This is a genomic window from Psychrobacillus syltrankelensis (genome assembly GCF_055454035.1).
Window position 1 is genome coordinate 786645 of record NZ_CM144227.1, and the last position, 25126, is coordinate 811770.

At 33.6% G+C, this 25126-nt stretch carries 23 protein-coding genes, 1 pseudogene and 1 riboswitch; of the genes and pseudogenes, 5 read left to right on the plus strand and 19 right to left on the minus strand.

The features are described 5' to 3' along the window. Positions 1-98: 98 nt before the first annotated feature. The 7 genes from metA to ACTSKG_RS04090 all read right to left on the minus strand — a co-directional run bounded on the left by metA (position 99) and on the right by ACTSKG_RS04090 (position 6444). Entirely contained in the window at positions 99-1007 is a 909-nt protein-coding gene (gene metA / locus ACTSKG_RS04060; protein ID WP_464756867.1) for a homoserine O-acetyltransferase MetA, read from the minus strand. Positions 1008-1091: 84 nt separating this feature from the next. Next, positions 1092-1203, minus strand: a riboswitch (SAM riboswitch). A gap of 133 nt (positions 1204-1336) precedes the next feature. Continuing rightward, the gene (abc-f, locus tag ACTSKG_RS04065) at positions 1337-3199 is read right to left on the minus strand and encodes a ribosomal protection-like ABC-F family protein (protein ID WP_464756868.1); all 1863 of its coding nucleotides are present in this window, start codon (positions 3197-3199) and stop codon (positions 1337-1339) included. Between the two features lie 111 nt (positions 3200-3310). Further along, positions 3311-3442, minus strand: coding sequence for an RAxF-45 family protein (locus tag ACTSKG_RS04070; RefSeq protein WP_464756869.1), 132 nt, complete (start codon positions 3440-3442; stop codon positions 3311-3313). A 73-nt stretch (positions 3443-3515) separates the two neighbouring features. Further along, positions 3516-3737: a hypothetical protein gene (locus ACTSKG_RS04075; RefSeq protein WP_464756871.1), complete on the minus strand. Its 222-nt coding sequence runs from the start codon at positions 3735-3737 to the stop codon at positions 3516-3518. Positions 3738-3831: 94 nt separating this feature from the next. After that, the gene (locus ACTSKG_RS04080; protein WP_464756872.1) at positions 3832-4227 is read right to left on the minus strand and encodes a sporulation protein; all 396 of its coding nucleotides are present in this window, start codon (positions 4225-4227) and stop codon (positions 3832-3834) included. A gap of 5 nt (positions 4228-4232) precedes the next feature. Next, entirely contained in the window at positions 4233-5426 is a 1194-nt protein-coding gene (locus ACTSKG_RS04085; RefSeq protein ID WP_464756873.1) for an AI-2E family transporter, read from the minus strand. Positions 5427-5496: 70 nt separating this feature from the next. After that, the gene (locus ACTSKG_RS04090) at positions 5497-6444 is read right to left on the minus strand and encodes an LCP family protein (protein WP_464756874.1); all 948 of its coding nucleotides are present in this window, start codon (positions 6442-6444) and stop codon (positions 5497-5499) included. Positions 6445-6567: 123 nt separating this feature from the next. Here ACTSKG_RS04090 and msrA point away from each other — a divergent pair, with 123 nt between their 5' ends. Then, the gene (msrA, locus tag ACTSKG_RS04095; RefSeq protein WP_464757967.1) at positions 6568-7083 is read left to right on the plus strand and encodes a peptide-methionine (S)-S-oxide reductase MsrA; all 516 of its coding nucleotides are present in this window, start codon (positions 6568-6570) and stop codon (positions 7081-7083) included. 295 nt (positions 7084-7378) lie between these two features. On the opposite strand, the pseudogene ACTSKG_RS04100 reads toward msrA, so the two are convergent. Then, positions 7379-7504: pseudogene (locus ACTSKG_RS04100) on the minus strand (hypothetical protein); the annotation flags it as partial. Positions 7505-7868: 364 nt separating this feature from the next. Here ACTSKG_RS04100 and ACTSKG_RS04105 point away from each other — a divergent pair. After that, a complete protein-coding gene (locus ACTSKG_RS04105) occupies positions 7869-9467 on the plus strand; it encodes an ABC-F family ATP-binding cassette domain-containing protein (RefSeq protein ID WP_464756875.1) in 1599 nt (532 codons plus the stop codon). A gap of 215 nt (positions 9468-9682) precedes the next feature. Here ACTSKG_RS04105 and ACTSKG_RS04110 read toward each other — a convergent pair whose 3' ends face one another. Then, entirely contained in the window at positions 9683-10186 is a 504-nt protein-coding gene (locus ACTSKG_RS04110; RefSeq protein ID WP_464756876.1) for a YkvA family protein, read from the minus strand. A 94-nt stretch (positions 10187-10280) separates the two neighbouring features. Between ACTSKG_RS04110 and ACTSKG_RS04115 the strand changes: the two genes are divergently transcribed. Beyond that, positions 10281-10910, plus strand: a complete 630-nt coding sequence (locus tag ACTSKG_RS04115) for a hypothetical protein (protein WP_464756877.1) — start codon at positions 10281-10283, stop codon at positions 10908-10910. Positions 10911-10972: 62 nt separating this feature from the next. On the opposite strand, the gene ACTSKG_RS04120 is transcribed toward ACTSKG_RS04115, so the two are convergent. The 3 genes from ACTSKG_RS04120 to ACTSKG_RS04130 form a co-directional block, all read right to left on the minus strand. Continuing rightward, positions 10973-11797: an STAS domain-containing protein gene (locus ACTSKG_RS04120; RefSeq protein WP_464756878.1), complete on the minus strand. Its 825-nt coding sequence runs from the start codon at positions 11795-11797 to the stop codon at positions 10973-10975. A gap of 154 nt (positions 11798-11951) precedes the next feature. Continuing rightward, positions 11952-12152 (minus strand): cold-shock protein, encoded by a 201-nt coding sequence (locus tag ACTSKG_RS04125; protein ID WP_090561394.1) that lies wholly within the window; start codon positions 12150-12152, stop codon positions 11952-11954. Positions 12153-12348: 196 nt separating this feature from the next. After that, positions 12349-12624, minus strand: coding sequence for a DUF1033 family protein (locus ACTSKG_RS04130; protein ID WP_464756879.1), 276 nt, complete (start codon positions 12622-12624; stop codon positions 12349-12351). A 352-nt stretch (positions 12625-12976) separates the two neighbouring features. Here ACTSKG_RS04130 and ACTSKG_RS04135 point away from each other — a divergent pair, with 352 nt between their 5' ends. Beyond that, positions 12977-13654 carry a 5-bromo-4-chloroindolyl phosphate hydrolysis family protein gene (locus ACTSKG_RS04135; RefSeq protein ID WP_464756880.1) on the plus strand — a complete coding sequence of 226 codons (678 nt, stop codon included), beginning with the start codon at positions 12977-12979 and terminating at the stop codon, positions 13652-13654. Then, positions 13626-14816, plus strand: a complete 1191-nt coding sequence (locus tag ACTSKG_RS04140) for a toxic anion resistance protein (protein ID WP_464756881.1) — start codon at positions 13626-13628, stop codon at positions 14814-14816. Before ACTSKG_RS04135 ends, ACTSKG_RS04140 begins: the two co-directional genes overlap by 29 nt. 55 nt (positions 14817-14871) lie before the next feature. Here ACTSKG_RS04140 and ACTSKG_RS04145 read toward each other — a convergent pair whose 3' ends face one another. The 7 genes from ACTSKG_RS04145 to ACTSKG_RS04175 all read right to left on the minus strand — a co-directional run bounded on the left by ACTSKG_RS04145 (position 14872) and on the right by ACTSKG_RS04175 (position 25124). Beyond that, positions 14872-16755, minus strand: a complete 1884-nt coding sequence (locus tag ACTSKG_RS04145) for a vWA domain-containing protein (RefSeq protein ID WP_464756882.1) — start codon at positions 16753-16755, stop codon at positions 14872-14874. Between the two features lie 9 nt (positions 16756-16764). Further along, on the minus strand, positions 16765-17628 hold the full coding sequence (locus tag ACTSKG_RS04150; protein ID WP_464756883.1) for an ATP-binding protein: 864 nt from the start codon (positions 17626-17628) through the stop codon (positions 16765-16767). A 51-nt stretch (positions 17629-17679) separates the two neighbouring features. Next, a complete protein-coding gene (locus tag ACTSKG_RS04155; RefSeq protein WP_464756884.1) occupies positions 17680-17877 on the minus strand; it encodes a DUF6501 family protein in 198 nt (65 codons plus the stop codon). 775 nt (positions 17878-18652) lie between these two features. After that, entirely contained in the window at positions 18653-19879 is a 1227-nt protein-coding gene (gene odhB, locus ACTSKG_RS04160) for a 2-oxoglutarate dehydrogenase complex dihydrolipoyllysine-residue succinyltransferase (protein WP_464756885.1), read from the minus strand. Between the two features lie 130 nt (positions 19880-20009). Then, positions 20010-22814: a 2-oxoglutarate dehydrogenase E1 component gene (locus tag ACTSKG_RS04165; protein WP_464756886.1), complete on the minus strand. Its 2805-nt coding sequence runs from the start codon at positions 22812-22814 to the stop codon at positions 20010-20012. 277 nt (positions 22815-23091) lie between these two features. Continuing rightward, positions 23092-24456, minus strand: coding sequence for a sensor histidine kinase (locus ACTSKG_RS04170; protein ID WP_464756887.1), 1365 nt, complete (start codon positions 24454-24456; stop codon positions 23092-23094). Then, the gene (locus ACTSKG_RS04175; protein ID WP_464756888.1) at positions 24453-25124 is read right to left on the minus strand and encodes a response regulator transcription factor; all 672 of its coding nucleotides are present in this window, start codon (positions 25122-25124) and stop codon (positions 24453-24455) included. Before ACTSKG_RS04175 ends, ACTSKG_RS04170 begins: the two co-directional genes overlap by 4 nt. Positions 25125-25126: the final 2 nt, after the last annotated feature.

Sequence of the window (25126 nt, forward strand, 5' to 3'; positions counted from 1 at the left end):
AGTAAATGAAATCGTAACCAATTCTGATAAATTCGAGACTAAATCAAAAATCTGCCTATAATTAGGGGGTAAACATCCTCGGACAGCCCCCCTCAATATTATTCCCACTCAAACGGTGTTTCTTGGTAGACATAATAATTCAACCAATTTGAAAATAATAAATGCGTATGAGAACGCCAAGAATTTATCGGTTGTTTCGTTGGATCATCGTCTGGAAAGTAATTTTTAGGTACATCGATTTCAAGTCCTTTATTCACATCACGATTATATTCATCTGCAAGTGTATCTGCATCGTACTCTAAATGTCCCGTGATCATAATATGTTTTTTATCTTCAGATATAACAAGGAAAACTCCTGCATCGTCCGAATTTGCAAGAAGTATTAATCTCGAATCGTTTTGAATTTCTTCAAAAGATACTGCAGTATAACGGGAGTGTGGAGCATTAAACTCATCATTAAATCCTCGAACTAGATTGTTTGTTAGATCGGAAATTCGATGTGTATATACCCCTGAGCATTTTTGGGGCAAATCATATTTCCCAATACCATAATGATGATACAATGCAGCTTGAGCACCCCAACAAATATGTAAAACAGATGTCACGTTGGTTTTGGTCCAATCCATAATTTGAGTCATTTCTTCCCAATAGTCAACATCCTCGAAAGCTAAGTGTTCAATTGGGGCTCCTGTAATGATCATTCCGTCATATCGTCTGTGTTTTATTTGATTAAAAGTAGTGTAAAACGTATCTAAATGCGTTTTACTTACATTTTTTGATTCATGTGTTGCTGTGTTCAAGAACGTTACATTTACTTGAAGGGGTGTATTTCCTAAAAGTCTTAATAATTGTAATTCTGTTCTTTCTTTTTCAGGCATCAAATTTAAAATAATGATGTTCAAGGGGCGGATGTCCTGAGTGGAAGCGCGGTTCTCATCCATCACAAATATTTTTTCTTCCTTAAGCAATTCAGTAGCAGGTAATTTCTGTGGGATATTAATAGGCATCTATTTTGTCTCCTTTTCCATTTACAAAATAAAAAAACCTCTTTTCTAATGGATAAGAAAAGAGGGTTTCCTTCAAGCTCTTTGTTCTTATCTCTCAAGATCATTAACAATCTTGATGGAAGTAGCACCTTTCTGACAAAGTCAGAGGTTGCTGAAGCGTCATAGGGCCATATCCCTCAACTTCTCTTAATAAGAGTATATTATTTTTATTACTAAAATATAAATTTCATAGTATCACTTTCAGAACATTTAAGCAATAAAGATTAAACAATGACACAAAAATTATTTCGGTAATTAGTTTTCAGTTACTAATCTCAAACTTGAAATTATTAAGACTCAAGCCATTGTTCTATTAACTCTTCTAATTCTTTTTCTTTTACATCTCTGATCGAAAGAAGGTTTTCATATTTTGACCAGTCTTGTTCCTTTTCAATTTGCTTCTTTAACAACAGAACTTCCTCTTCTAAATTCCTAATTACTTCTTCAATCTGTCGAATATTTAGAGGCTTTACTTCGATAAGTTTAGTAAGCCCCTTCTTTTGTTCTATAACTGGGACACTCTGCTTTGACTGTTGCTCCTCCCATTTTACACGGGCCCATTGGTAAGGCCCTTCAAAAGTTGTAAGTTGACCTTGATCTAGCCAAGCAGTTCTTGGAAATAATTTATTTAAAAAGTATCGATCGTGAGAAACAGCTAAAATTGTTCCTTGAAAGTCATCTAATGCATCCTCTAAAACTTCTCTTGAATCTATATCCAGATGATTCGTTGGTTCATCCAACATTAATAAGTTGATATCTTGATGCATAAGCTGGGCGAGTCGCAGGCGCATTCTCTCCCCCCCACTTAAATCACCCACTCTTTTGAATACATCTGGTCCGTAAAACATAAATTTAGCAAGTATGTGACGAGCATCTCCTTCTAAAACATTAACTTCACTTCGAAATACATCAATTAGCTTTTCTTTTGGATTGTTTATTTCAAAGTGCTGAGACAGAAATCCAACTCGGACATTACTGCCTAGACGTACACTTCCTGTATCCACCGATAATTCTTGTAAAAGTGCTTTTAGTATCGTAGATTTCCCTGTACCATTACGTCCAACAATGGCAACACGCTCTTTCCAGTACACGTGTAAATTAGCATCTTGAAGAAGCACTTTTTCCCCATATTTTTTCGATACTTGCTCCATGATGATCACTTCTTTTCCACTTCTAGGAGCTGCCTCAAACGATAAGCTCATCTTTTTAGGGTCTATTAGTGGTTTTCTTACCTTTTCCATTCTTTCTAATGCACGTTCCATATTTCTCGCTTGTCTGTGAAGTCCAGCGTTTGGCGGCACTGCTTCATTAGCCCATATTTTTAATCGTTTAATTGCTTCTTTCATTTTCTTTATCTTTTTTTGTTGTTCTTCATATTGCTGAAACTCGCGCATTAATGCATCTTCTTTTTCGATAATAAAAGATGAATAATTTCCGTGATATAACTTTATTTCTCCATCCTCCAAATCAGCAACTTTAGTAACAACTTGATCTAGAAAGTATCGATCATGTGAAATAATAACTACTGTACCCGAATAGGAAACTAAATATTGTTCTAACCATTCAACTGCAAATAAATCTAAATGGTTCGTAGGCTCATCTAGTAACAATAAGTCTGGTTTCGTTAACAAAAGCTTACCAAGCATTATTTTTGTCTGTTCCCCACCACTTAATGTCGTAAATGATAGATGCACAAAAGAGGATAATTGCAAACCCTCTATTACTTTATTGATTTCCGAATCAATCGCATAGCCGTTACGATTAGTAAACTCCTCTTGAATTTCTCCGTATACTTGAAGTAATTTTTCTAACTCCTTAGGGTCCTCAGTGGATAGCTTTCCTTCAAGTTCTTTCATCTTAGATTGTAATTCTATTAGTTCCTTAAATGCAGAATTTAGTACATCGATGCCGGACACATTATTTGAAAATAATGGAATCTGAGCTAAATAACCAATTTTCGTTCCTTTTTTGAAGTGAATCTTGCCCTCATCTGGCATTTCTAAACCAGTTATTAACGTAAGTAGGGTTGTTTTACCACTACCATTACGTCCTACAATCCCTAATTTATCTCCAGTTTTGATAGATAAAGATAAATTTTCAAAAATTGTGTTTCCTCCAAGCATTTTACTAACTTCTTGTATTGTACATATCATATTTTCCGCTTCCTCTCATCTCTGATTTAGCTGGAAGCATTTTTCTGCAAAGAAAAAAGACTGCATATAAGCAGTCTTCTCCTAAAATTTTGGTTCAGAAAGAATGGCTTATCAGCTGTGAAATTCATTAAATTGTCTAAAAAAGGACAGACTAGTCCCGTTAGGCTCAATTTCATGAGTAATCGCACAAGATGTGGATAAAAATTCCAGTATAAATCCATGTGCATTCACAGTGTTTTTCATTCTTTCGTCACCTCCGTTCACTAAGTTGATAATATTTTATCATATCTTTTATATTATGCCAAATAAATTTTTCTTATTTAACTAATAGGTGGTCATTATTTTCATTCTTATCTGGAATTCCAACATCATTTTCCATATCCACTTTTTTATTACCAGTATTTGGAACAGTATTTGGATTTGCATTACCGTTAACTTGGGTTTGTGTATTAGGTGGTCCATTTGAATTTCTGTTGAAACCACAAGCAGATAAGCTAAGCAATAGGAAAACTAATAGCACCACAATCAACTTTTTCATAATATCTCTCCTCATTTTCCATTAGATTGCTCTTTTTTTATTGAATTATCCATAAAAAAACTCCAGCAAAAATTCACTGGAGCTTTCAAAATATCTATTCTTCAATGTCGAAGTTAATCTCGTCTTCGTCATTATATTCGGATCCATTTTCAAATAACACGGTTGTACGTAGGATTAATTTTGTAACTTCGTCATTACCATCAGGTAGCCATCTATCATCAGGTATAATTTCAAAAGGAATCATTTGCATATCTTTTGATGCTACTGTACCTACAAGTTCAATAGAATGTTTGGATACGATTTTGGATACTTCCCCATTTATTAATTTGAAAACTTCTAGTTTAATATTTCCTATTGACTCGTCATCATGTACACCATCAATATATATAGTTCCGGAAAGGTTTATACCATGTTCAATATAAGGATGATCGACCACTGTGTCAATTTTAATCGTTTGTACTCTTATAGAAGATTCAAACTTCTTCGCCATAACTCTCAGTCCACCTTGTTATTTGTATACTCATAATGGTTTTCTAAATTCGTTTCATACCTATTATAACGCTTTTTAAATAGTGTATAAAAATGTGAAACAATAACTTTTAATATTGCATAACCTGGAATTCCTAATATTACACCAGGAACACCAAACAATGATCCTGATGTTATCAAAACAAAAATAATCGTAATTGGATGAACATGTAGTGACTTACCCATAATTTGAGGGGATATAAATTTACCTTCCACTAATTGAACTATAGTCCATACTATCGCAAGTTTGATTAACATAAAGGGTGGTGAAACAAGTGCAATGATGGCAGCTGGTGTGATTGCTATAACTGGTCCTAAATAGGGAACAACACTTGTTACCATTGCTATTACTCCAAGTAACAAGGCGTAATCCATTCCGATAATTGTAAATCCTATATAGATCATAAATCCAATACACATAGACACTAATATTTGGCCTTGTATATACGAACTAATTTGTTTATCAATATCTTTAAATACGGAATGTAAATCATCTCTCATACGAGGTGGAAATAATTTCATAATATACTGTGGTAGCTTTTCTCCGTCTTTTAATAAATAAAAAAGGATAAACGGAACCATAATTATGGATAATACAAAGCTTGTTACTGCCCCCACAATAGATGTTATTCCACTTACAATACTTGCGACGGTACTTTGAAACAATTTGCTTATTTCAGTAGGTACATTTTTTAATAAGTCCATGACATCACTTTCAATTTGTAAATAATAATCTGCAACAAAAGAGTTTCTCAAAAAAGTATCTAAAGAATTAAGCAATTGAATAAGGTTATTAGGTAATTCCTCCACCAATCTGATAGATTGGGCTTTCAAAAATGGAAATACTAAAAATACAAGCAATGTTATTAATCCTATTAATGCTAGGAAGATGATTAATATTCCCAAAACTCTAGGAATTTTTATTTTTTCTAAGAGTCGTAATATTGGTCTTAATAAATAATATGCAATGACCGCTAAAATTATGGGTAAAATCACACTCCCCAAAAATACAGTTAGTGGTATAAAAATAAAAGATATTTTATCGTATACCATTACAACTAGACCGGTTAACAGCAATGCTATTAACGTAAAGAATGTATTACGCCCTCCTAAAAATTTTATGTATCTTGTAGAAAAAAAAGAAGGTTTTTCAGGTTCCACTCTTATCAAACTTCCTTTCCAATATACTTTTATTTTACGGAGGAAAATCAAGATTAGCAACGTATAAGTATTACTTTTCTTTTAAAAATTCTGAAACTGCAGCTTTGTTTTTTTCAATATTTATTTCTATTACGGAGCCAGCGTGAGCATAACTGTTAAATGAATAGGTTCCTTCAAGAGGAATTGTTAATTTTTCGATTTCCACTTTACCGCTCGTTATAACTTCTAAAACACGTTTAACTTTATCCATTTTTTTATAATCAGTTTCAATATACCCTTCAGCGGCTCCTATAAACTTAGGTATATTTGGTAAGTTCTTAATGGAAAGTACTTCATTTTTTAATGCTTCCATAACGATTTGTTGTCGCGAAACTCTTCCAAAATCACCTTCGGAATCATGTCGAAATCTTGAATAACCTAGCAATTCTTTTCCAGATAAATCATGTTGTCCTTTTGTTAGTGATACCCCTATTTTCTCTGACATATCTTTTTCCACGGATATAGGCACTCCGCCTGGAGCAATAATATCAACTAATGATTCGAAACTGCTAAAATCAATTAATGCATAATGATGAATAGGAATATCAAACATATTTTGTAATGTTGTAGTTAGCAGTTGGACGCCACCTAAATAATATGCAGTATTTAGTTTGTATGATTTAAATCCTGGAATTTCCGCATAAATATCGCGCATAAACGAAATTATTTTCACATCATTTTTCTTTTTATCCCATGAAACAAGCATCATTGTGTCTGATCTTGCTTTATCTTCACCTCTTGAATCTACACCAAGAACTAAAATATTTTCCCTATCATTCGGACTAAGCTTATCACCTTTAAATTCCTCAATCTTTAGATTTTCTCCATTTGCTAATTTTGCCCCATAGTTGAACTGGATAATGGAATAAATACCGCAAATCAATACTGTTAAAACTAGTAATAACATGAAAAGTCTACCTATTCTAAACCTTCTTTTTCTTTTCGGTTGGGAACGTCTCGATTCTTGAGTTTCATCCATACAAAAACCTCTCCTTTGCCTTTATATAAATAACGTATATTATTAATAATAGTTTCTGTTTCTTTGTCTAACTATTAATGAAGTGATAGAATAAATTTTACAAGATTAGGAGGGATACTTTTGATAGAAAAAGCAACATTTGCAGGTGGCTGTTTTTGGTGTATGGTGAAGCCATTTGATTCATGGGACGGAATACATAAAGTAAAATCAGGATATATGGGGGGTCATTTAGAAAGCCCAACTTATGAAGATGTGAAGAAAGGAAATTCTGGTCATCTAGAAGTCGTGGAAATCCAATTTGATCCTGCCATTTTTTCATATAATCAACTTCTTGAAATTTTTTGGCAACAAATTGACCCAACTGATGCAGGAGGTCAATTTCAAGACCGTGGAGAAAGTTATACTTCTGCTATTTTCGTTCATTCAGAGGAGCAAAGACTTCAAGCTGAAAAATCGAAAGAACAATTGGCAGCTAGCGGTAAGTTTTCAAAGCCAATAATAACTCCAATTAGAGAAGCAAAAACTTTTTACGAAGCAGAAGATTACCACCAAGATTATTATAAAAAGAGTCCAAAACATTATAAAGAAGATCGTGCTCAATCTGGCCGAGACGAATTTATCGAAAAATATTGGGACTAACAATTGAACGATAGCTTAGTTCTTTGAACTGAGCTATTGTATCAACATATTTGAAGAATCCCAATTAATGCATGCTTGCCAAACCTGAATAACTCTTTAGTGCCCAATCTCTAATAACATTTATAGATATTTGCTTAGATTGACAATCGACAAATATTTTCAAATCAAGACGTCTTCTAATTTCATCAAATTACAAAACCAATAAGCCTTCTAAGCCTTTAATAATTAGAACATCATACTATTCACATGAAATCAAACAGATAAAATCCGAACACAACTTTCCAAATCAACTGAATCAGGATGGACGTAGTCTTGGTTTTACTATCTTAAAATAATCATCCGTATTTATAATTTTGACTCTTATATCCCCTAAATTTTCTTCGAGCCTTTTACTAAACCTTGTTTTTCCACTTCCTGAATCACCTGCGACTCCATAGTAATACTATTTTTTCTCCTTACATACTCCTTCATTAAATTTAAAACTTTTATTATTTTTACTGAAATTTATTAGTCTGGTTAGTTTTAAGTACATTTATTAATTCTACAGACTTCCAGAAATTCCTCCCAATATCAAAATTGAACTTTGCTAAAAAAATATTTATTCCTTATAGCTTTTGACTACACACTGGCTATACTATTACAACATTATTTTTCAAAGCTACATGTGAATGCATTTCCATTGGTACAAGTCATGAAAGAACTGAATTTTCTTCATTAATAATAATACCTAATTTTGTCGCATTCATGTTATAATAATAGCATTGTGAATTTTAGGAGGTACTACCATGATTGCAGTAAGTAATGTAAGTCTTCGTTTTGGTGATCGTAAATTATTTGAAGACGTAAATATAAAGTTTACTCCAGGCAACTGTTATGGTTTAATCGGTGCAAATGGAGCAGGTAAATCTACATTTATCAAAATTCTTTCTGGAGAAATTGAGGCTCAAGAAGGAAACGTGATTATGAACCCGGATGAGCGTCTAGCAATTCTAAAACAAAATCACTTTGAATATGAAGAATACACAGTATTAGAAACAGTTATTATGGGACATAAACGCCTATATGAAGTAATGAATGAAAAAAATGCTATTTATATGAAAGAAGACTTTTCAGATGAAGATGGCATGAGAGCGGCAGAATTAGAAGGAGAGTTTGCTGATCTAAATGGTTGGGAAGCTGAATCAGAAGCGGCTATCCTTCTTCAAGGATTAGGTATTCCTGACAGCATGCATCAAAAGAAAATGTCTGAATTAACGGGATCTGAAAAAGTTAAAGTGCTATTATCTCAAGCTCTTTTCGGTAAACCAGATGTACTACTTTTAGATGAACCTACCAACCATCTTGATATTAAAGCTATTCAATGGTTAGAAGATTTTCTGATTAACTTTGAAAATACTGTTATTGTTGTTTCCCATGACCGTCATTTCTTAAACAAGGTATGTACTCATATTGCTGACTTAGACTTTAGCAAAATTCAAGTTTATGTTGGGAACTATGATTTTTGGTATGAATCAAGCCAACTTGCTTTAAAATTAGCTTCTGACCAAAATAGTAAAAAAGAAGAAAAAATTAAAGAACTTCAAGCGTTTATTGCTCGTTTTAGTGCAAATGCATCTAAATCAAAACAAGCGACTTCTCGCAAGAAAATGTTAGACAAAATTGAATTAGATGACATTAGACCATCTTCAAGAAAATATCCTTATGTGAATTTCTCCATGAAACGGGATATTGGTAATGATGTTTTACAAGTTCAAGATTTAGGTTATACATTTGAAGGTGAAAAACTTTTCTCTAAAATGAATTTTACTTTAAATAAAGAAGATAAAATTATTCTTATAGGTGATGAACTTGCTAAGTCTGCTCTACTTCGCATTCTTGCAGAAGAAGAGGAAACACAAGAAGGTTCTATTCGTTGGGGTGTAACAACAACTCGTGCATACTTCCCTCTAGACAATGCAAAGTATTTTGAAGGAAGCGAGACTTCACTAGTTGACTGGTTACGTCAATATTCTCCAGATGACGAAAGCGAAACATTTCTACGCGGATTTCTAGGTCGTATGTTATTCTCTGGCGAAGAAGTAAAGAAAAAACCATCTGTACTTTCCGGTGGAGAAAAAGTACGTTGTATGCTTTCTAAAATGATGCTTTCCGAATCGAATGTACTTTTACTTGATGAACCAACAAACCATTTAGACTTAGAATCAATCCAAGCACTTAATAATGGTTTAATAGCATTTAAAGGCGCAATGATCTTTACATCACATGACCATCAGTTCATCCAAACAATTGCTAATCGTGTTATCGAAATTCGTGAAGACGGATCGATATTTGATAAACAGTTAACATACGATGAATATTTAGAATGGAAAGAACAACAAAAATAAAAGGTTAAGGGGCTTTATAAGTCCCTTAACCTTTTTTTCATATGAAAGTATAAAACTCTATTATGGACAAGTTGATTCTACCTAAGGCGGACGTTTCTAGTGGGCAAGCATCACCTCGCTTTCCCGTCAGCCCCGACCTACCTCTTTAGCTTTCGGTAATGATATTGCTCTATACTATCTAAAGTCCTCCGAAAACGATTGATGAGGTTTAGTTCTTAAAGAGGATTTGTGCTTTTCTTACTTGATTTTTTAATATATCTTCCGAGTAATGATCTTGCAGGCAGTTTCCCAAGCAATGTATCACTAGTTTCAGCAATTTTTTTCAAAGCTTCTAATAGTTTCATATCCCCTACCCAATGCTCTTCAATTATTTCAGAAGAAAACTTATTTAACAACATATTTATGATAAAGGTTGCAACGATAATATCATCTATATATCCACCCGGTCCTATTAAACCCTCCGGTAGTAAATCTAATGGTGAAATAAAGTAAAGAATTCCACTACTAATTATTGTTTTACTCTTTGTATCTATTCGTCTATCTAACAAAGCCTTTATTAACAAATAAAACAAATCTGGAGCAAATAATAAATAAGGTGCTAATTTACTTTTTTTGCCTGATTTCGTTGAAAGAAAAGCCATTACTTTTAAACGCAGCTTTTCATAAAAATCTAGCTGTTGTTCATATGGTGGTAAGTCTCTTTTTAATTCATAATCCAAAGTAATCTCTCCTTTCTTATTTTACTATACCAAAAACGCCGGAAAATGAAACATTCTATATCTTTACACGTCTAAAACAAAAAGGAGGAGAAAAATGAAAAAATTTTTTCTACTTATTGTGCCTATTCTTTTTGTTACTGGATGCGATTTAAACAAAAAACCCACCTTACCTGAAAAACAAATAACTTTAGAAAAACAAACTCAAGAAGACATAACATTATCAAAATTCTTCATGAATGACAATTCAACTGTACAGTTTAAAGGCGAAGGAAATGAGTTTACAAGTTATACATTGAAAACGCGATTTTTATTTGATGATTATATTGCAACTTATGAAGATAATGGCGGTACAGTTATAGAAAAAATATATCGAATTTTCGATGATCATATTGGCATTATAGCTAAAAACGCTGAAGTGTACGAACCTAAAATTCGAACGTTGGAAGAACTAAAAGCTATGCCAGAGCTTGAGATATATTTGGGGACACCACTAAAGGTTGGAAATGAGTTTGAGGGCTGGAAGGTAATATCGACTTCTGAAATCGTAAAATCAAAAAGCAATATCTTTAAAGATGTAATAGTGATTGAAAAGATCGATGGACAAAATACTATTGAACGAAAATACTTTGCTAAAGACTTCGGGGAAATAAAAAGAGAATTTTCTATGACTACAGATGGTAAACAATCAATTGTTTCCTCCACATTTGAAAAATTATTAAAATAAGAAGCTCTTAGACCAGAAGAGCTTCTTCTATTATAATTAACTAGTTATTCTTTTTTATAGACTCATTTCATCAAATATACGTTTAATGCTTGTTGCAATGTCCCGTATGTTTTTGTATCATTATCGAACGCGATTCCTAACTTGATTATTTGTCTGACAACATCAGGTCGTAAGCCGGTGATGACACACTTACAACCCATCATTGAGGTCCCAGAAATAGTCTTCATAAGACGGTCTATTATTTCCGTCTCTAATTCTACAATACCTGAAAGGTCCATAATTAACGTTTGAATATGTAGTTTTCCTATTTCCATCAATACCTTCTCTTCCAGAATTGTAGTTCTAAAAGTGTCTATGGAACCTATTAATGGCAATATACAAATAGTTGGTGTAATTGGGATAATGGGAACAGATAAATTTTCTACAACTTCTCTTTGGGCTATTATTAGAGAATCCTTGAAAGTCGAGTAACTTAGGAAAAATTCATTCAAAAAGTGATCAATATTGTTGTTAAATTGTTTTTCCAATTCGAAGAAAGTGTCAATAGACACTTTTTGTATACGATTACTGTATTCTTGTATAAAACTCCAAAGTGATCTGCGAATTGCTTGCACCCATTCGAGCTTAAACGAGAGTGTCAGTGAATGAGATGCCCACGCTATTCCTTCTTGTTTTGCAAAAGCTTGTAGCTCAACTTGTTTATCTCCATCAATAATATAATAAATGAGTTTATGAGCATTATTAATAAGATCAATATCCCCTACTCTTAAAATATCATTAATTTTATCTCGAACATTAACTGCCTGGTCTAATAATTTTCTTTCAAATAATTTTTTGTTCAACTCAAAAAAATTATTAAAATCCTCTATTAAAAATTCCTCTTTCAAAACTTTTCCCCCTAAAAAAGTAATCTTCCAACTTTATAAATATCCTATATTTATGTTTTCTAAACCTATTTCTGAAATTATACACTTCTCAACTCAAATTACCAATTCAATAAAAAAAGAAGTTCTCCACTTAGGAAGAACTTCTTTTCTAATACTATAGTTTTGTTACATTTGCAGCTTGTGGTCCACGGTTTCCTTCTACTACTTCAAATTCAACTTTTTGGCCTTCTTCTAGAGATTTGAAGCCTTCTCCTTGAATAGCAGAAAAATGTACGAAAACATCATTTTCCCCTTCAACTTCGATAAAACCAAATCCTTTTTCAGCATTGAACCATTTTACAGTACCTTGTTTCATTTTATTACCTCCAAAAAATTAATATCAATACGTGAAAAACAAAAATTCACATATTCCATGAAGTACCGATATCACATCGATCACTACATAGGATATGTGAATTACAAATACTTGTTTCTCACTATGGATTGTTAATTAAATTATATCATTTGGATAAATATAGTCAATAAATAATTTTATAATTCTAAATCGTTTATTAAATTTCGTTCCAAATGATTCCATGGTAAATTTGTAGGTCTTCATCACATGAGTCACAAAAACATAGTTCCTTTACGGACCAAAAAGCCCAGTACTTATCGTTTTTCATTTTTTCTGCTGGAAATTTTTTTCGAAATTCGATTAGTTTTTTAGTTAAAAAAGCTACAGCCTCCTCCTTATTTTCAAAAGTAACTCTTTCAATTATATGTTCTTCCCATCCTGGAAATGCCCACCATGGTTCAAAGTCCGCTTTCATATAAATAATTTCATACATTATTTTATCGCCTCTAACATTAATTATTAACTCATATTTTACTGCTATCCATTAGAAAGTCTACTTAAATGACTTATTAGGATAAAATAAAATTGAAAATCAAACAATTATCGGTTAAGTTATAGTTAATACAATTTTCTTAAAAAGGGTACTCATTCAATAAAATTATTCTATTTATTTAATTGACAAAAATCTGGAACACTTTTTATGCAAAAAATCGAGTTTCGTATATAATTGGAAGTATATTATTTAAAAGCCTACAAAATATTTATGGTTTCCTTGTACTTTCAAAATGAAACCTTCTTCCTTTTTGTTCGTATAATATATTGTAGATAAAAGGAGGTAACCAATTATGACTGAAGTAGTTCACACGCTCTTTCGACACATTTTAAATATACCTGTTATGGTTTCATCCTGGTTCATCTTCTTTTTTGCATTCGACCAAAGCTTTTTCATTTGTTCTGCTCTTGCGTTAGGGGTTTATTTAGTTTCGAATTTTACCATAAAAAAATTGCAGCAACATAGTATAATGAAAAAACATCAATTAACACATACTGAGTATTTTCACATACAAAATCAATTAAAAGAAGCAAATAAAAAAGTACGAACCCTAAATAATCAATACCTTAAAGTTAGATCATTAAGTTCTTTTAAACAACTATTTGAAATGAATAGGCTAGCAAAACGTATTATTTCATTAGTGAAAGCGAATCCTCGTAAATTTTATCAAGCGGAGAACTTTTTCTACGCACACCTAGATTCCGCAGTAGAACTTACTTCTAAATACTCATTGTTAGTATCTCAACCAGTTAAAAACAGTGATATGAAAATTGCATTGCAAGATACACGCGATACACTACAAGATTTAAATTCAGTCTTGGAAAATGACTTAAAAGACGTCCTTGCTTCAGACATTGAACATTTAAAAATGGAATTAGATTTTGCTAAGTTGTCTGTTGGAACTAAAGAACGACCTTTATATTTAAAAGGAGAATCAGAGGATGAACGAAAAACTATCGAATACAAATAATGATTTTTTAATGGATGAATTATTAGAAAGCCCTTTTGAAATGTCAGCACCAAAGGAGCAATCTCTAACTACTAATACAAATGAGCCAGCTCCAACAAAATTGATCGATCGATTATCCGAAATAGAACAGCAGAAAGCGCGTCAATTAGCTGACCAAATTCCTGCTGGTAATTATGAAGCGATTTTAACCTACGGAGCAAATGCACAAACGGAGCTTTCTCGATTTTCCCACCAGATGTTAGATCATGTGCAAAAGAAAGATATTGGTCCAGTCGGTGATATTTTAGGTGACTTAATGAATAAGTTGTCAGAGATAAACCCTGAAGAGCTTTCTGTTCAAAAAAAATCAGGTCTTAAAAAACTTTTTCACAAGGTAAATCGTTCCGTTCAAGAAATGATGACAAAGTATCAAAAACTGAGCACACAAATTGACCGCATTGGGATTCAATTGGAGCATTCTAAACGAGGTTTAGTAGAGGATGTTCATATGCTGGACAAACTTTATGAGCAAAACAAAACATATTTCCAAGCTCTAAACGTATATATTGCCGCAGCAGAACTAAAAAAAGATGAAATATCAAACGTAATAATTCCTGAACTTCGAAGAAAAGCAGAAAGTTCGAATGACCAAATGGCATATCAAGAAGTAAACGATATGGCACAATTTTTAGATCGATTAGAAAAAAGAGTGTATGATTTACAGCTTTCACGACAAATTACAATTCAAAGTGCACCTCAAATTAGGATGATCCAACAAACTAACCAAACATTGGCTGAAAAAATACAATCTTCTATTATGACATCTATTCCACTTTGGAAAAATCAAATCGCGATTGCCTTAACGCTGAATCGCCAACAAAAAGCAGTGGAAGCACAAAAACAAGTGACTAAAACGACTAATGATTTACTCCTGAAAAATTCTGAAATGCTGAAAATAAATAGTATTGAAACGGCAAAAGAAAATGAACGCGGTATAGTAGAAATAGATACTTTGAAGAAAACACAGGAAAATCTTTTACAAACTATCGAAGAAACACTTCGAATTCAAGCAGACGGCCGTGTAAAACGAAAAGCTGCAGAAATAGAAATCGGTCGTATGGAAGAAGAATTAAAACAACGTCTACTTTTAATAGCAGAACAATCACAAAACCGTCCTTCCTAGGAAAGACGGTTTTATGTTTTCATTTATTTAGGCAATTAATTGCTTCTAGCCTATGTTAAGAGCTTTTCACTACATGATGAAGCATTTTTTTTAGTAATCTTAACGTCTCATCTGAAAATTTTTCTAAAGAGGAAGCAGTTGCTGTCTTTTTTCCAAAAATTAAATGAAACAGACTCAATTGTTCTTCAGATGCTTCGTTGTCATTTAAAAATAAATGAAGGACAGATATATTCTTCCTTTCAAGTTCAACTACTGCTTCTGCTGTATCCATTATACCATTTTGTGCATATCCAAAAGCAGATGGCTCTCCGTCAGAAAACATGAGGATGAATTTGTGCTTTTCAGTCCTATGCTCTAACCTTTTTCCCATCCATCTTAAGGCAAAGCCATCTCTATTATCTTCATGTGCCTCAATCGAAAGAATTTTCATGCCATTGTCTTTTTGCGCATCCTCTAATTTGTGAATCCATTCAAAAGTATTTGGTTGTTTTGTTTCTGAAGCTTCATACGCATCTTCATAATGCAATACAATCTCATGGGCAATTCGTAATTTTCTTAACACATCATGAAATAAAAGCACTGCTTTTTTTGTTTCTTCTAGTTTATCTTGCATGGAAGCAGAACCATCTACAAGTAGTCCAAATACAGCGTTTAGTTGTGTACTTGGAGCTGTCTTTTTATAAAATGGTTTTGGTCGTTCTTCCGTCCAAAGTACAGTTTGTTTGGAGGATAAACGCCCTCTTGATAAATTTACTCGTTTCTCTATCTTTTTCTGTTCCATTCGCTTTTTCATTTCTTCAACGAAAGCTTTTACATAAGGAGCTTGTTCCTGTCGATATGTTTGTAACATTACTTTATCTGTAGTGGTGGAATTAGAATTTAATCGTTTTTCTTCATAAACAACATGTGTATGTTCTTTCCCAAATGCTTTCCCTGCTTTTTTTAATACATTTGACTCCTTGTTCGAAACATTATCTTGTTTTGCTTCAGTTGTATTCCCTATTGATTGCCCATGGCCAATCTCCGTAATCTCATGGCCTTCTTTACCCTCTTCTGCTGAAATACTTTGATTTGCTTTCCCATCTCTTCCATGCTCTAACTCATATTGCAAATGAATTCCATTTTCCTGTTCATTTTCACGATGCCAGGTTCGGAATATTTCTTCTATCGTATCTTTTTTTCCATCTTCCCCCACTTCAGAATCCATCGTACCTTGGTGATAATGAAAGTCGGTTTTAGGCAAATTGACAGATGAAATGACCGAGTAATATTCATGCAATGTATCTTCATTTATGTCCTCATGTAATAAAAAATATAGTTCATACACAATGTTTATAGATGCTTGGGTATCTTTATTTTCATAGATTTTTTGGATAATGTTATTCGCCTGTTTAAACACCTCAGGGCCATTTACATGCATAGTGCCTTCATAAAGGCATATATAAATATAACTAATAAATGCATCTGCAAGAAAACCTTTTTGACTATTTACTATTAATTGTTGTTTGTGAAAGGATAAATACATTTGTATTCGCTTCTTAAAAAGTTTAACTGTACCAAATCTTTTTTTCTGTATCTTTTCCACTAAACGAAACTCTTCTAAACAAAATACTAGTTGATCCATCCATTTTCCTAATTTTTCCTGACGTTCAGTGAGATATTCCTCCCAAGCAGTAACATCAAAATCTCTCCAAAATCCTTCCGCCAATATGTAAATATCGGACAATCTACCTGCATCCATTAAAGATTCTTCTCTATGACGCCAAAAAACACTAATTGATATTGTCTGTTCTTCAGGTTGAAATTCCAATAACTTTCGCTCATTAACCATTAGTATTGGGTTTTTCGTTAATGCCTTTGCTACATTTTCATAATGCATTAATTGTCTTGCATCGATTGTCTCATTGTTAAATTGAATAAAACGATTTACAGAGGGCATCTACATCCCTCACTTTATCCAAGAAGAGGCTAGTTCTAAAACAAGTTTTTTCTCTTGTTCATCCTCTAATTTTTCAGCTATTGCATAATTAATCGCTCGAATTGGTTCCATGTATTCCGAAAGCTCCATTGCATGTTGTAGACTTCGAATAGATGCTGCTTCCTCGGAAAGTAATCCTTGCTTCACCTGGCTCATTAAATCTTCTGCCAAGTTTAACATTAGAGCATGCATTTCTTTTGATGCAGAAGGAAATAGCGCATTCCAAAGACTTTCAAGCAAATCTCCTGAAATATAAGGAATTGAAAATGAAACAAATCGATTTTTTAAAGCTTCATTCATAGGTGTCGTGCCAATATACCCTTCATTAATCGCAGCAATCACTGAAAAATCAGGATGGGCTTTAATTACTTCTCCCGTAAAAGGATTTGTTAACATTCTCCGATAATCGAGTACACTATGTAAAATCGGTAATGTCTCTGATTTCGCCATATTGATTTCATCAATATACAATATATGACCTTTTTTCATTGCTTCGATTACAGGACCTTCTACAAATTCAATAGAGTTAAGACCATCCTTTAAAACGATCGTTTTAAATCCTATTAATGCCTCTGCATCTAAATCAACAGAACAGTTAATACTTTGTACAGGTTGCGAAAAAACTTGAGATATTGTTTCAGCAAGCTTTGTTTTCCCAGCCCCAGTAGGACCTTTTAGTAACACATTCTTTTTTAAAGTTACAGCAATTAAGACATCATTTAATAAATAATCATTAGGGGATAGATATCCACCAGTTCCTATTAATCGCTGATCTTCCTCACTATGAATTCTATTTGAGCGAACCTTTTTTTCATTTTCGATTAGATTAATCATATTTTAAATTCTCCCTCTAATAAAAAAACCCGATGAAATTCATCGGTTTTTTTATTGAAAATATTCTTTATAGTATCCGCCGACTTTACCTGTGTTGTCAATCACGAACAGGAACTCTTCTGTTTCATTTTTTACTTCATATACTTTTCCAACAGTTAATACATTACTTACTAAGAATTTTTTAGCATCTGTATGAACACATGTAACTGTTTTAAGTGTTGGCTTAGTTGCCCAATTTGTATGTATCATCTAACCACTTCCTTTACTTTATAGTATACGATTGTATTCATTTTTTTTCAACGCCAGCATATACTGATCACTCTTCTTTTCAACAAATGTAGGTTGCTGATTGATCGATTATTTAAAAGATTGATCGATTTTGACCATAGATTGATCGATTATTTGATTTGATTGATCGATTATCCAGCTTCATTGATCGATTCTAATAAAAAATACTTTAATCCCAATAAGAAAAACCAGGCAAAATTCGCCCGGTTCTTTTTGGAAGAGTAGCATCTGAATGTCGTTGCTTTCCGCTACGGCGGACGCTTTTCGCGGGCATGAAAGCGTTGCTTCAGGGAAAAGGCGTCTTTAGCCTTCCTTCCCTCTCATATACGTTCCTGCATGGCCTTCCGCTCATGCACCTGTCACTTCGCTTTCGGTCAGTAAACATTTGCTATTCCCGCAGAAGTCGCAGCCAGCACTCCAGTCAAGGTACTACTCACTTAATGGATTGTAGTGAAAGGTGGCTGCTCCAGACGGAGGCCAACAGGATGTTGGTCACGAGGGCGTTGCCACACGAGGTGGCGCTCTTAGCCTTCGTTCCTCGGAGAAAGATGAGCAATCACAACGAACGCGTGAGCTGTGGTGATGGCTCATCGCTCACCCTACGGAAACGCGTCCACCTGAAACGGAAATCTGCGGTATTATCTTAAAGTACTATGAACACTGGTTTCGTAGGACGATAATCCATATACTTTCGCAAAAGAGACTCCCAATTAGGGAGTCTCTTTTTCAGAAATAATTAAGAATTTAACATTAAGTCTTCTGGGCTTTCTAGAAGCTCTTTTACCATTTTTAAGAATCCAACTGAATCTTTTCCGTCAATTACACGGTGATCATAAGATAAAGCCACATACATCATTGGACGAATTTGAATTTCATCTCCAACTGCGATAGGACGTTTTTGGATTGTGTGCATTCCAAGAATACCAACTTGTGTGCCGTTAAGGATTGGTGTAGACAGTAATGAACCGAATACCCCACCGTTAGTGATTGTAAATGATCCACCCGACATATCAGAAAGAGCTAATTTATTATCACGTGCTTTTTTCGCTAATTGTCCGATATTGTCTTCAATTTCTGCAAAGTTTTTGCGATCCGCATCACGTACGATTGGAACAACTAATCCACCTTCCGTTGATACTGCAATTCCAATATCATAGAAGTTATTTTTTACAATATAGTCTCCATCGATTTGAGAATTTACATATGGATATTTTTTAAGTGCAGCAACAACTGCTTTTGTAAAGAATGACATAAAACCAAGACGTACATCATGATCATCGAAGAATTTGTCTTTTTTACGAGAACGTAATGCCATAACATTAGTCATATCAATCTCATTGAATGTAGTTAACATTGCCGTGCTTTGTCTTACTTCTAACAAGCGAGAAGCAATTGTTTGACGACGACGAGACATTTTCTCACGTGTAAAACGACCATCGTCTTCTTGAGAAATCGCAGTAGACGGAGCTGGAGCTGCTTTTGGTGCAGGTGCAGTTCCATGAGCTGAAACGTCTTGCACACGAACGCGTCCCATTGGATCTACTGGTGAAATTTCACTTAAGTTAATGCCTTTTTCACGAGCCATTTTACGTGCAGCAGGACTTGCGATTGTACGGTCTTGTTCAGAAGTAGTTTCAACAGTAGCTGGCACTGTCTTTGTTTCTTCAGTTGGCGTAGTAGCTGCCGGCTCTTTTGTTTCAGTAGCTGGTGATGGTGTAGCTGACCCTGAACCTTCCCCAACTCTCGCAATTACTTGACCTACTTGTACTGTATCTCCTTCTGCTGCAAGTAATTCACTTACAACCCCTGCTTCTTCAGAAATTACTTCTACATTTACTTTATCTGTTTCAAGTTCAACGATGAACTCACCTTTTTCAATTGTATCACCTGGTTGTTTTAACCATTGTGCAATGGTACCTTCTGTAATTGATTCTGCTAATTCTGGAACTATAATATCTGCCACTTGAATTTCCTCCTCTAAATTATCCTACATTTTCGCCGGTTATATATACGTCAAGCTCTTGTGCAAAGCTCGTCACAGAAGACATTAGTTTGCTTCTGCGCATGAGCCCGCGACAATTAACTAGATTAAGTTAAATGCTTTTAACTGCCTCTTCAATTATACGCGCTTGTTCTACTTTATAAGTATCAATATCCCCTTCAGCAGTACTTGAACGATCTACACGTCCTACGTAAGAGATATCTTTACCATTTGCAAGTTCTAGTAAATATGGTAGTGCAAAATTCCATGAACCTTGGTTTTGAGGTTCTTCTTGAGCCCAAACTAATTGCTTCGTATTTGGATAACGATCGATAATTGCTTGAATTTTTTCAGTCGGGAACGGATACATTTGTTCAATACGAACAATATGCATATGCTCATATCCAGTTCCATCTTTTACTTTATCCGCTAAATCAATTGCCAATTTACCGCTTGCAAATACAAGTTTTTTAACTTTTTTCGCATTTTCCCCTAGACCCGGTTGTTCAATTATTGTTTCAAATTGACCAGTAGATAGATCTGCTACTTCTGCTCCAACTAACGGATGACGTAACAATGATTTTGGAGAAACGATAATTAATGGGCGAATCGCTTCTTCTTTTAACATTTTTGCTTGTCTACGTAGAATATGGAAATAGTTAGCAGCACTTGATAGATTCGCAACTGTCCAGTTATTTTCTGCAGCAAGTTGTAAATATCGCTCTAGTCTAGCACTTGAATGCTCTGCACCTTGCCCTTCAGCACCATGAGGCAATAACATAACTAATCCGGATTTCAATCCCCATTTGGATCGTGCAGCACTAATGAAATTGTCAAACATAACTTGCGCCATATTTGCAAAATCACCATATTGTGCTTCCCAAATTGATAAGGAATTACTATCCTCTAAATTGTATCCAAACTCATAACCTAATATTGCTGCTTCGGTTAAAGGACTATTGTAAACGACAAATGAAGCTTTTGCATCACTTATATTATGCATAGGAGTCAATTCTGCCCCATTAGTTTCGTCATGCAACACTAAGTGTCTATGAGAGAAAGTTCCACGTTGTGCATCTTGACCTGTTAAACGAACGGATGTTCCATCTTGTAAAATAGTAGCAAATGCGAGTGTTTCGGCATGTCCCCAATCCACTTTACCTTTACCATTAAACGGTTCTTCACGTCGTTTTAAAATTTTCCCTAACTTTTTAAAGACCGTAAAGTCTTTTGGCCACGTTAGTAATTCTTCATTTATTTTTGCTAATTGTGGCTTAGCAACACCTGTTTGAATTTCCGGCATACCATTTAATACTGCCTCAGGAATAATAATTTCATGGGCTGTTGATTGTGGAAGTTCTTTTACTCTGTCATATGCTTTTTGCATACCATTAAAAATAGTTTCATCTAAAGATTTTATTTCCTTAGAATCAATTAAATTTTCCTTAACTAATTGTTGACCGTATATTTCTCTAACAGTTGGATGTTTATGAACTAGATGATACATAGTAGGGTTTGTCACTAATGGTTCATCCATTTCATTATGGCCATAACGACGATATCCTAGTAGATCAATAACAATATCCTTACCAAACTGTTTACGGTATTCATAAGCAAATTTAGCAACACCTAATACAGATTCAGGATCGTCTGCATTTACATGAATTATAGGAACTTCATAACCCTTAGCTGGATCAGAAGAATAATAAGTAGAACGGGAATCATAAGCCTCTGTTGTAAATCCAATCATATTATTGGCAATAATATGAATTGAACCACCGGTTTGGAATCCACGAACACGACTATAGTTTAATACTTCCGTTACGATACCTTGACCTGGAAATGCTGCATCTCCATGAATTAATATCGCGAATGCTGCATTTTTATCTTGTACTGGAAATCCTGGCTCACTAGTTGACTCTTGTGCAGCACGAGTTTGACCTGTAACAATCGGACTTACAACTTCTAAATGGGATGGATTATATGCTAACTTGACAGTTAATCCAGATTTTGAATGATAAGATGCACCTTTATGGTATTTTACATCCCCATAATATCCTTCCGAAAATTCAAGTGACCCATCTTTTGGTATAAACGATTCGTTTGGAACATGTGCAAATTCAGCAAACATCATCTCATAAGGTTTATTTAATACATGAGTTAATACATTTAGACGTCCACGGTGGGCCATTCCAATATTAACTTGTTTAGTTTGTGTTTTATCCGATTGACGTACCAACTCATCGATTAGTACTACTAAAGTGTCTAAACCTTCAATGGAGAAGCGTTTCGCGCCAACAAAAGTACGGTGTATAAACTTCTCGAAGCCTTCAATTTGTGTTAAACGTAATAATAACTTTTTCTTATCATCAGCTGATAGGTTTTCTTTAATCACGCCGTTTTCGATTCGATTTTGTAACCATGCACGTTCTTCTGGCTCAACAATATGAGCAATTTCAAAAGCAATATTATTTGTATAAACTGCTTTTAAGTGTTCAATTGCTTGCAATCCATTTGAAATATTTTTCGGTGCATTAGTTATAAGAAAAGAAACTGGCACTTCTATTAAATCTTGTTCTGTTAAATTATAAGTTTTAATATCAATTTTTGATTCGTTTTTTGGTCCATCATTGAGAGGATATATATTAGCAGCAAGATGACCAGATGAACGAATAGCATCCGCGAGCTTAATAGCTCGAACGATTTTATCGAAATCATTCGAAGATACTGCTGAGTTAGATGGATTTGTACTTAAATCAGAAGAAGTTACGATGGACGGAGCACCATATTGTTGAAATAGGCTAACTAATTCATTATCCACTTCTTCCGGAGACTGTAGATATAAATCATACTGCTCCATTACATAACCAAGGTTAGGACCAGAAAAAGCTGACCAAGGTGATTGATTGTTCGACATTTAAAAAAACCTCCAACATTTTGTGCCTTTTAGGCATTGATGATAAAAATGCAATAATAAAATAATTTGTATAAAAACAAGGATATCTGTGTAAAACATACAACTTTACACACATTTACAGTTTACCACTATTTCAAGAGTACTTAAAGAACCTTTTGAAAGAACGATTTTTCCATTACCATCTTACTACTATCGAAAAAAATTACAATGCTTTTTTGTAAATTAAATAAGGATTTTTGTAAAAACTTTTTTCATTTGTCTAAAACATCATCTACTTCTATTTATATGGAAGATGAACCCGGAAAGTTGTACCTTCTCCCAAATTACTTTCTACATCAATTTCCCCTCCATATTCCAATACCAACATTTTTACAATACTTAAACCTAAACCAGTTCCACCTTTTGATTTTGTTCTAGCTTCATCTACCGTATAAAATCTTTCAAAAATCTTTGAAATTTGATGACTGGATATTCCTATTCCATTATCAGTTATGGCAATTATAATATTCTTAGAATCTCGATTTACTGAAATAAATATATTTGGATCATTTTCGTTATAACGAATTGAATTGTCTATCAGGTTTCTAATAATTTGAAGTAATGCGACTTGTTGGATGTTAACACAATAAACAGGATCGATCTCCGTCGAAATGGTTACTTTAGGATTTAACAATTTATATTCTTTTTGTAAAAGCAAGACTACTTTTAATATATTTGTTTGACTAATTTCTTTAGCATGTTCCCTTTTCGCAAGATTCAACATTTCTTCCATGAGTTTTTTCATTTTTTGAATCTCTTCTAACGATATATTTAATGACTCTTCTAAAACTTCACGCTCATTTTTCCCCCAACGATTTAGAAGAGACAAGTGTCCCTCAACTACTTGAATCGGCGTTCTCAATTCATGTGAAATATTATAAATAAATTCATCCTGTCTTTTAATCGTTTCGGATACTTCATTCATAAGTTCTTTGTATATTAATAACAATTCACCAAGTTCATCTTTAGATGAATAATGAAAACTTACTTCCTTGGAAAACTTATTCTGACTTGCTCTCTGCATTTCATCTCTAAGTTCTTTAATAGGTTTTAGCAAAATAGATGAAAGGGAAAACCCAATAAGAGCAGATATTAAAAGAGAAATTAATGCGAAAATTACCATTGCGATTAAAATATAATTCATTAGTTGAGAAAAATTTTCTAAGCTATGCGAAATTTCAACATAACCCGAAAAAGTTCCAAAATTAAGTTCTTCCATTTTAAAATATACACGCTGATTGTTTACTACTTCTTGAGAAAAATCTGATGGAGTTTCCTTTGTGAAATTAGGAAAATTACTTGCATCATTTATTCGAAGTAGTTCTATCCCATCTTTGTTTAATAGTCGAATAGATTGTTTTTGATTGACTATTTGGTTTAACAACGTATGATTCCTACTTATATCCTGAATAGTAATGAACGGACCTTTCGATTGTAGAAAAAGCACAACTTCGTTCAATGTATTTTGAGCAATCTTCTTCTCGGATATAAGCATCCAATTAAAAATTGAAAAGTAAAGTATGACACACATTATGAGAAAGCTAAAAAAAATTGAAATAGCGGAGCTGTATGTCCACTTTTTTTGGAGTGACCAGTTTTTCATTGACGCATCACATACCCAACCCCTCTTACAGTTTCAATCAAATGAGAGGCACCTAATAACTTTTTCCTTAAATGTCTGATATAAACATCTACAACATTTGTTTCCGTTTCAGCATCATAACCCCAAATTGATTCTAAAATCACATCTCTAGAAAGAACTTTATTTTTATTTTCCATTAATAAAACCAACATATCATACTCAGTTTTTGTTAGTTCAATCTCATTGTCTTGATAAAAAACTTGATGAGCATGTTTATCAACGGATAAATCGGACATTTCCAATTTAGAATTCATTTTCCCTTCCCCATCAACTCTACGCAAAACTGCTCGAATTCTTGCAAGCAATTCCTCAATTGCGAAAGGTTTTACTACATAGTCATCTGCACCTGCTTCTAACCCTGAGACTCGATCAATTATGGCATCCCGTGCGGTGATTAAAATAATTGGTGTATTTTTTTGTTTCCTAACTCTTCTGCAAATCTCAAGTCCATTTAAACTTGGCAGCATAAGATCAACTAATAACAAATCATAATTATTTTTAAGTGCATGATCCATACCTTCTCTACCATCATGAGAAACAGTAACTTCAAAGTTTTCATGCTTAAGTTCTAATTCTACAAATTTAGCAATATTTACTTCGTCTTCAATTAATAATATATGGCGTTTCATAC

Coding starts and splice junctions, on each gene's coding strand:
- ACTSKG_RS04075 (WP_464756871.1), bottom strand. CDS start 3,737: ATGAAAAAGTTGATTGTGGTGCTATTAGTTTTCCTATTGCTTAGCTTA.
- metA (WP_464756867.1), bottom strand. CDS start 1,007: ATGCCTATTAATATCCCACAGAAATTACCTGCTACTGAATTGCTTAAG.
- ACTSKG_RS04175 (WP_464756888.1), bottom strand. CDS start 25,124: ATGAAACGCCATATATTATTAATTGAAGACGAAGTAAATATTGCTAAA.
- ACTSKG_RS04070 (WP_464756869.1), bottom strand. CDS start 3,442: ATGAAAAACACTGTGAATGCACATGGATTTATACTGGAATTTTTATCC.
- ACTSKG_RS04170 (WP_464756887.1), bottom strand. CDS start 24,456: ATGAAAAACTGGTCACTCCAAAAAAAGTGGACATACAGCTCCGCTATT.
- ACTSKG_RS04150 (WP_464756883.1), bottom strand. CDS start 17,628: ATGATTAATCTAATCGAAAATGAAAAAAAGGTTCGCTCAAATAGAATT.
- ACTSKG_RS04135 (WP_464756880.1), top strand. CDS start 12,977: ATGACTGAAGTAGTTCACACGCTCTTTCGACACATTTTAAATATACCT.
- ACTSKG_RS04105 (WP_464756875.1), top strand. CDS start 7,869: ATGATTGCAGTAAGTAATGTAAGTCTTCGTTTTGGTGATCGTAAATTA.
- ACTSKG_RS04130 (WP_464756879.1), bottom strand. CDS start 12,624: ATGTATGAAATTATTTATATGAAAGCGGACTTTGAACCATGGTGGGCA.
- ACTSKG_RS04165 (WP_464756886.1), bottom strand. CDS start 22,814: ATGTCGAACAATCAATCACCTTGGTCAGCTTTTTCTGGTCCTAACCTT.
- abc-f (WP_464756868.1), bottom strand. CDS start 3,199: ATGATATGTACAATACAAGAAGTTAGTAAAATGCTTGGAGGAAACACA.
- ACTSKG_RS04125 (WP_090561394.1), bottom strand. CDS start 12,152: ATGAAACAAGGTACTGTAAAATGGTTCAATGCTGAAAAAGGATTTGGT.
- ACTSKG_RS04140 (WP_464756881.1), top strand. CDS start 13,626: ATGAACGAAAAACTATCGAATACAAATAATGATTTTTTAATGGATGAA.
- ACTSKG_RS04145 (WP_464756882.1), bottom strand. CDS start 16,755: ATGCCCTCTGTAAATCGTTTTATTCAATTTAACAATGAGACAATCGAT.
- ACTSKG_RS04115 (WP_464756877.1), top strand. CDS start 10,281: ATGAAAAAATTTTTTCTACTTATTGTGCCTATTCTTTTTGTTACTGGA.
- ACTSKG_RS04155 (WP_464756884.1), bottom strand. CDS start 17,877: ATGATACATACAAATTGGGCAACTAAGCCAACACTTAAAACAGTTACA.
- ACTSKG_RS04080 (WP_464756872.1), bottom strand. CDS start 4,227: ATGGCGAAGAAGTTTGAATCTTCTATAAGAGTACAAACGATTAAAATT.
- ACTSKG_RS04090 (WP_464756874.1), bottom strand. CDS start 6,444: ATGGATGAAACTCAAGAATCGAGACGTTCCCAACCGAAAAGAAAAAGA.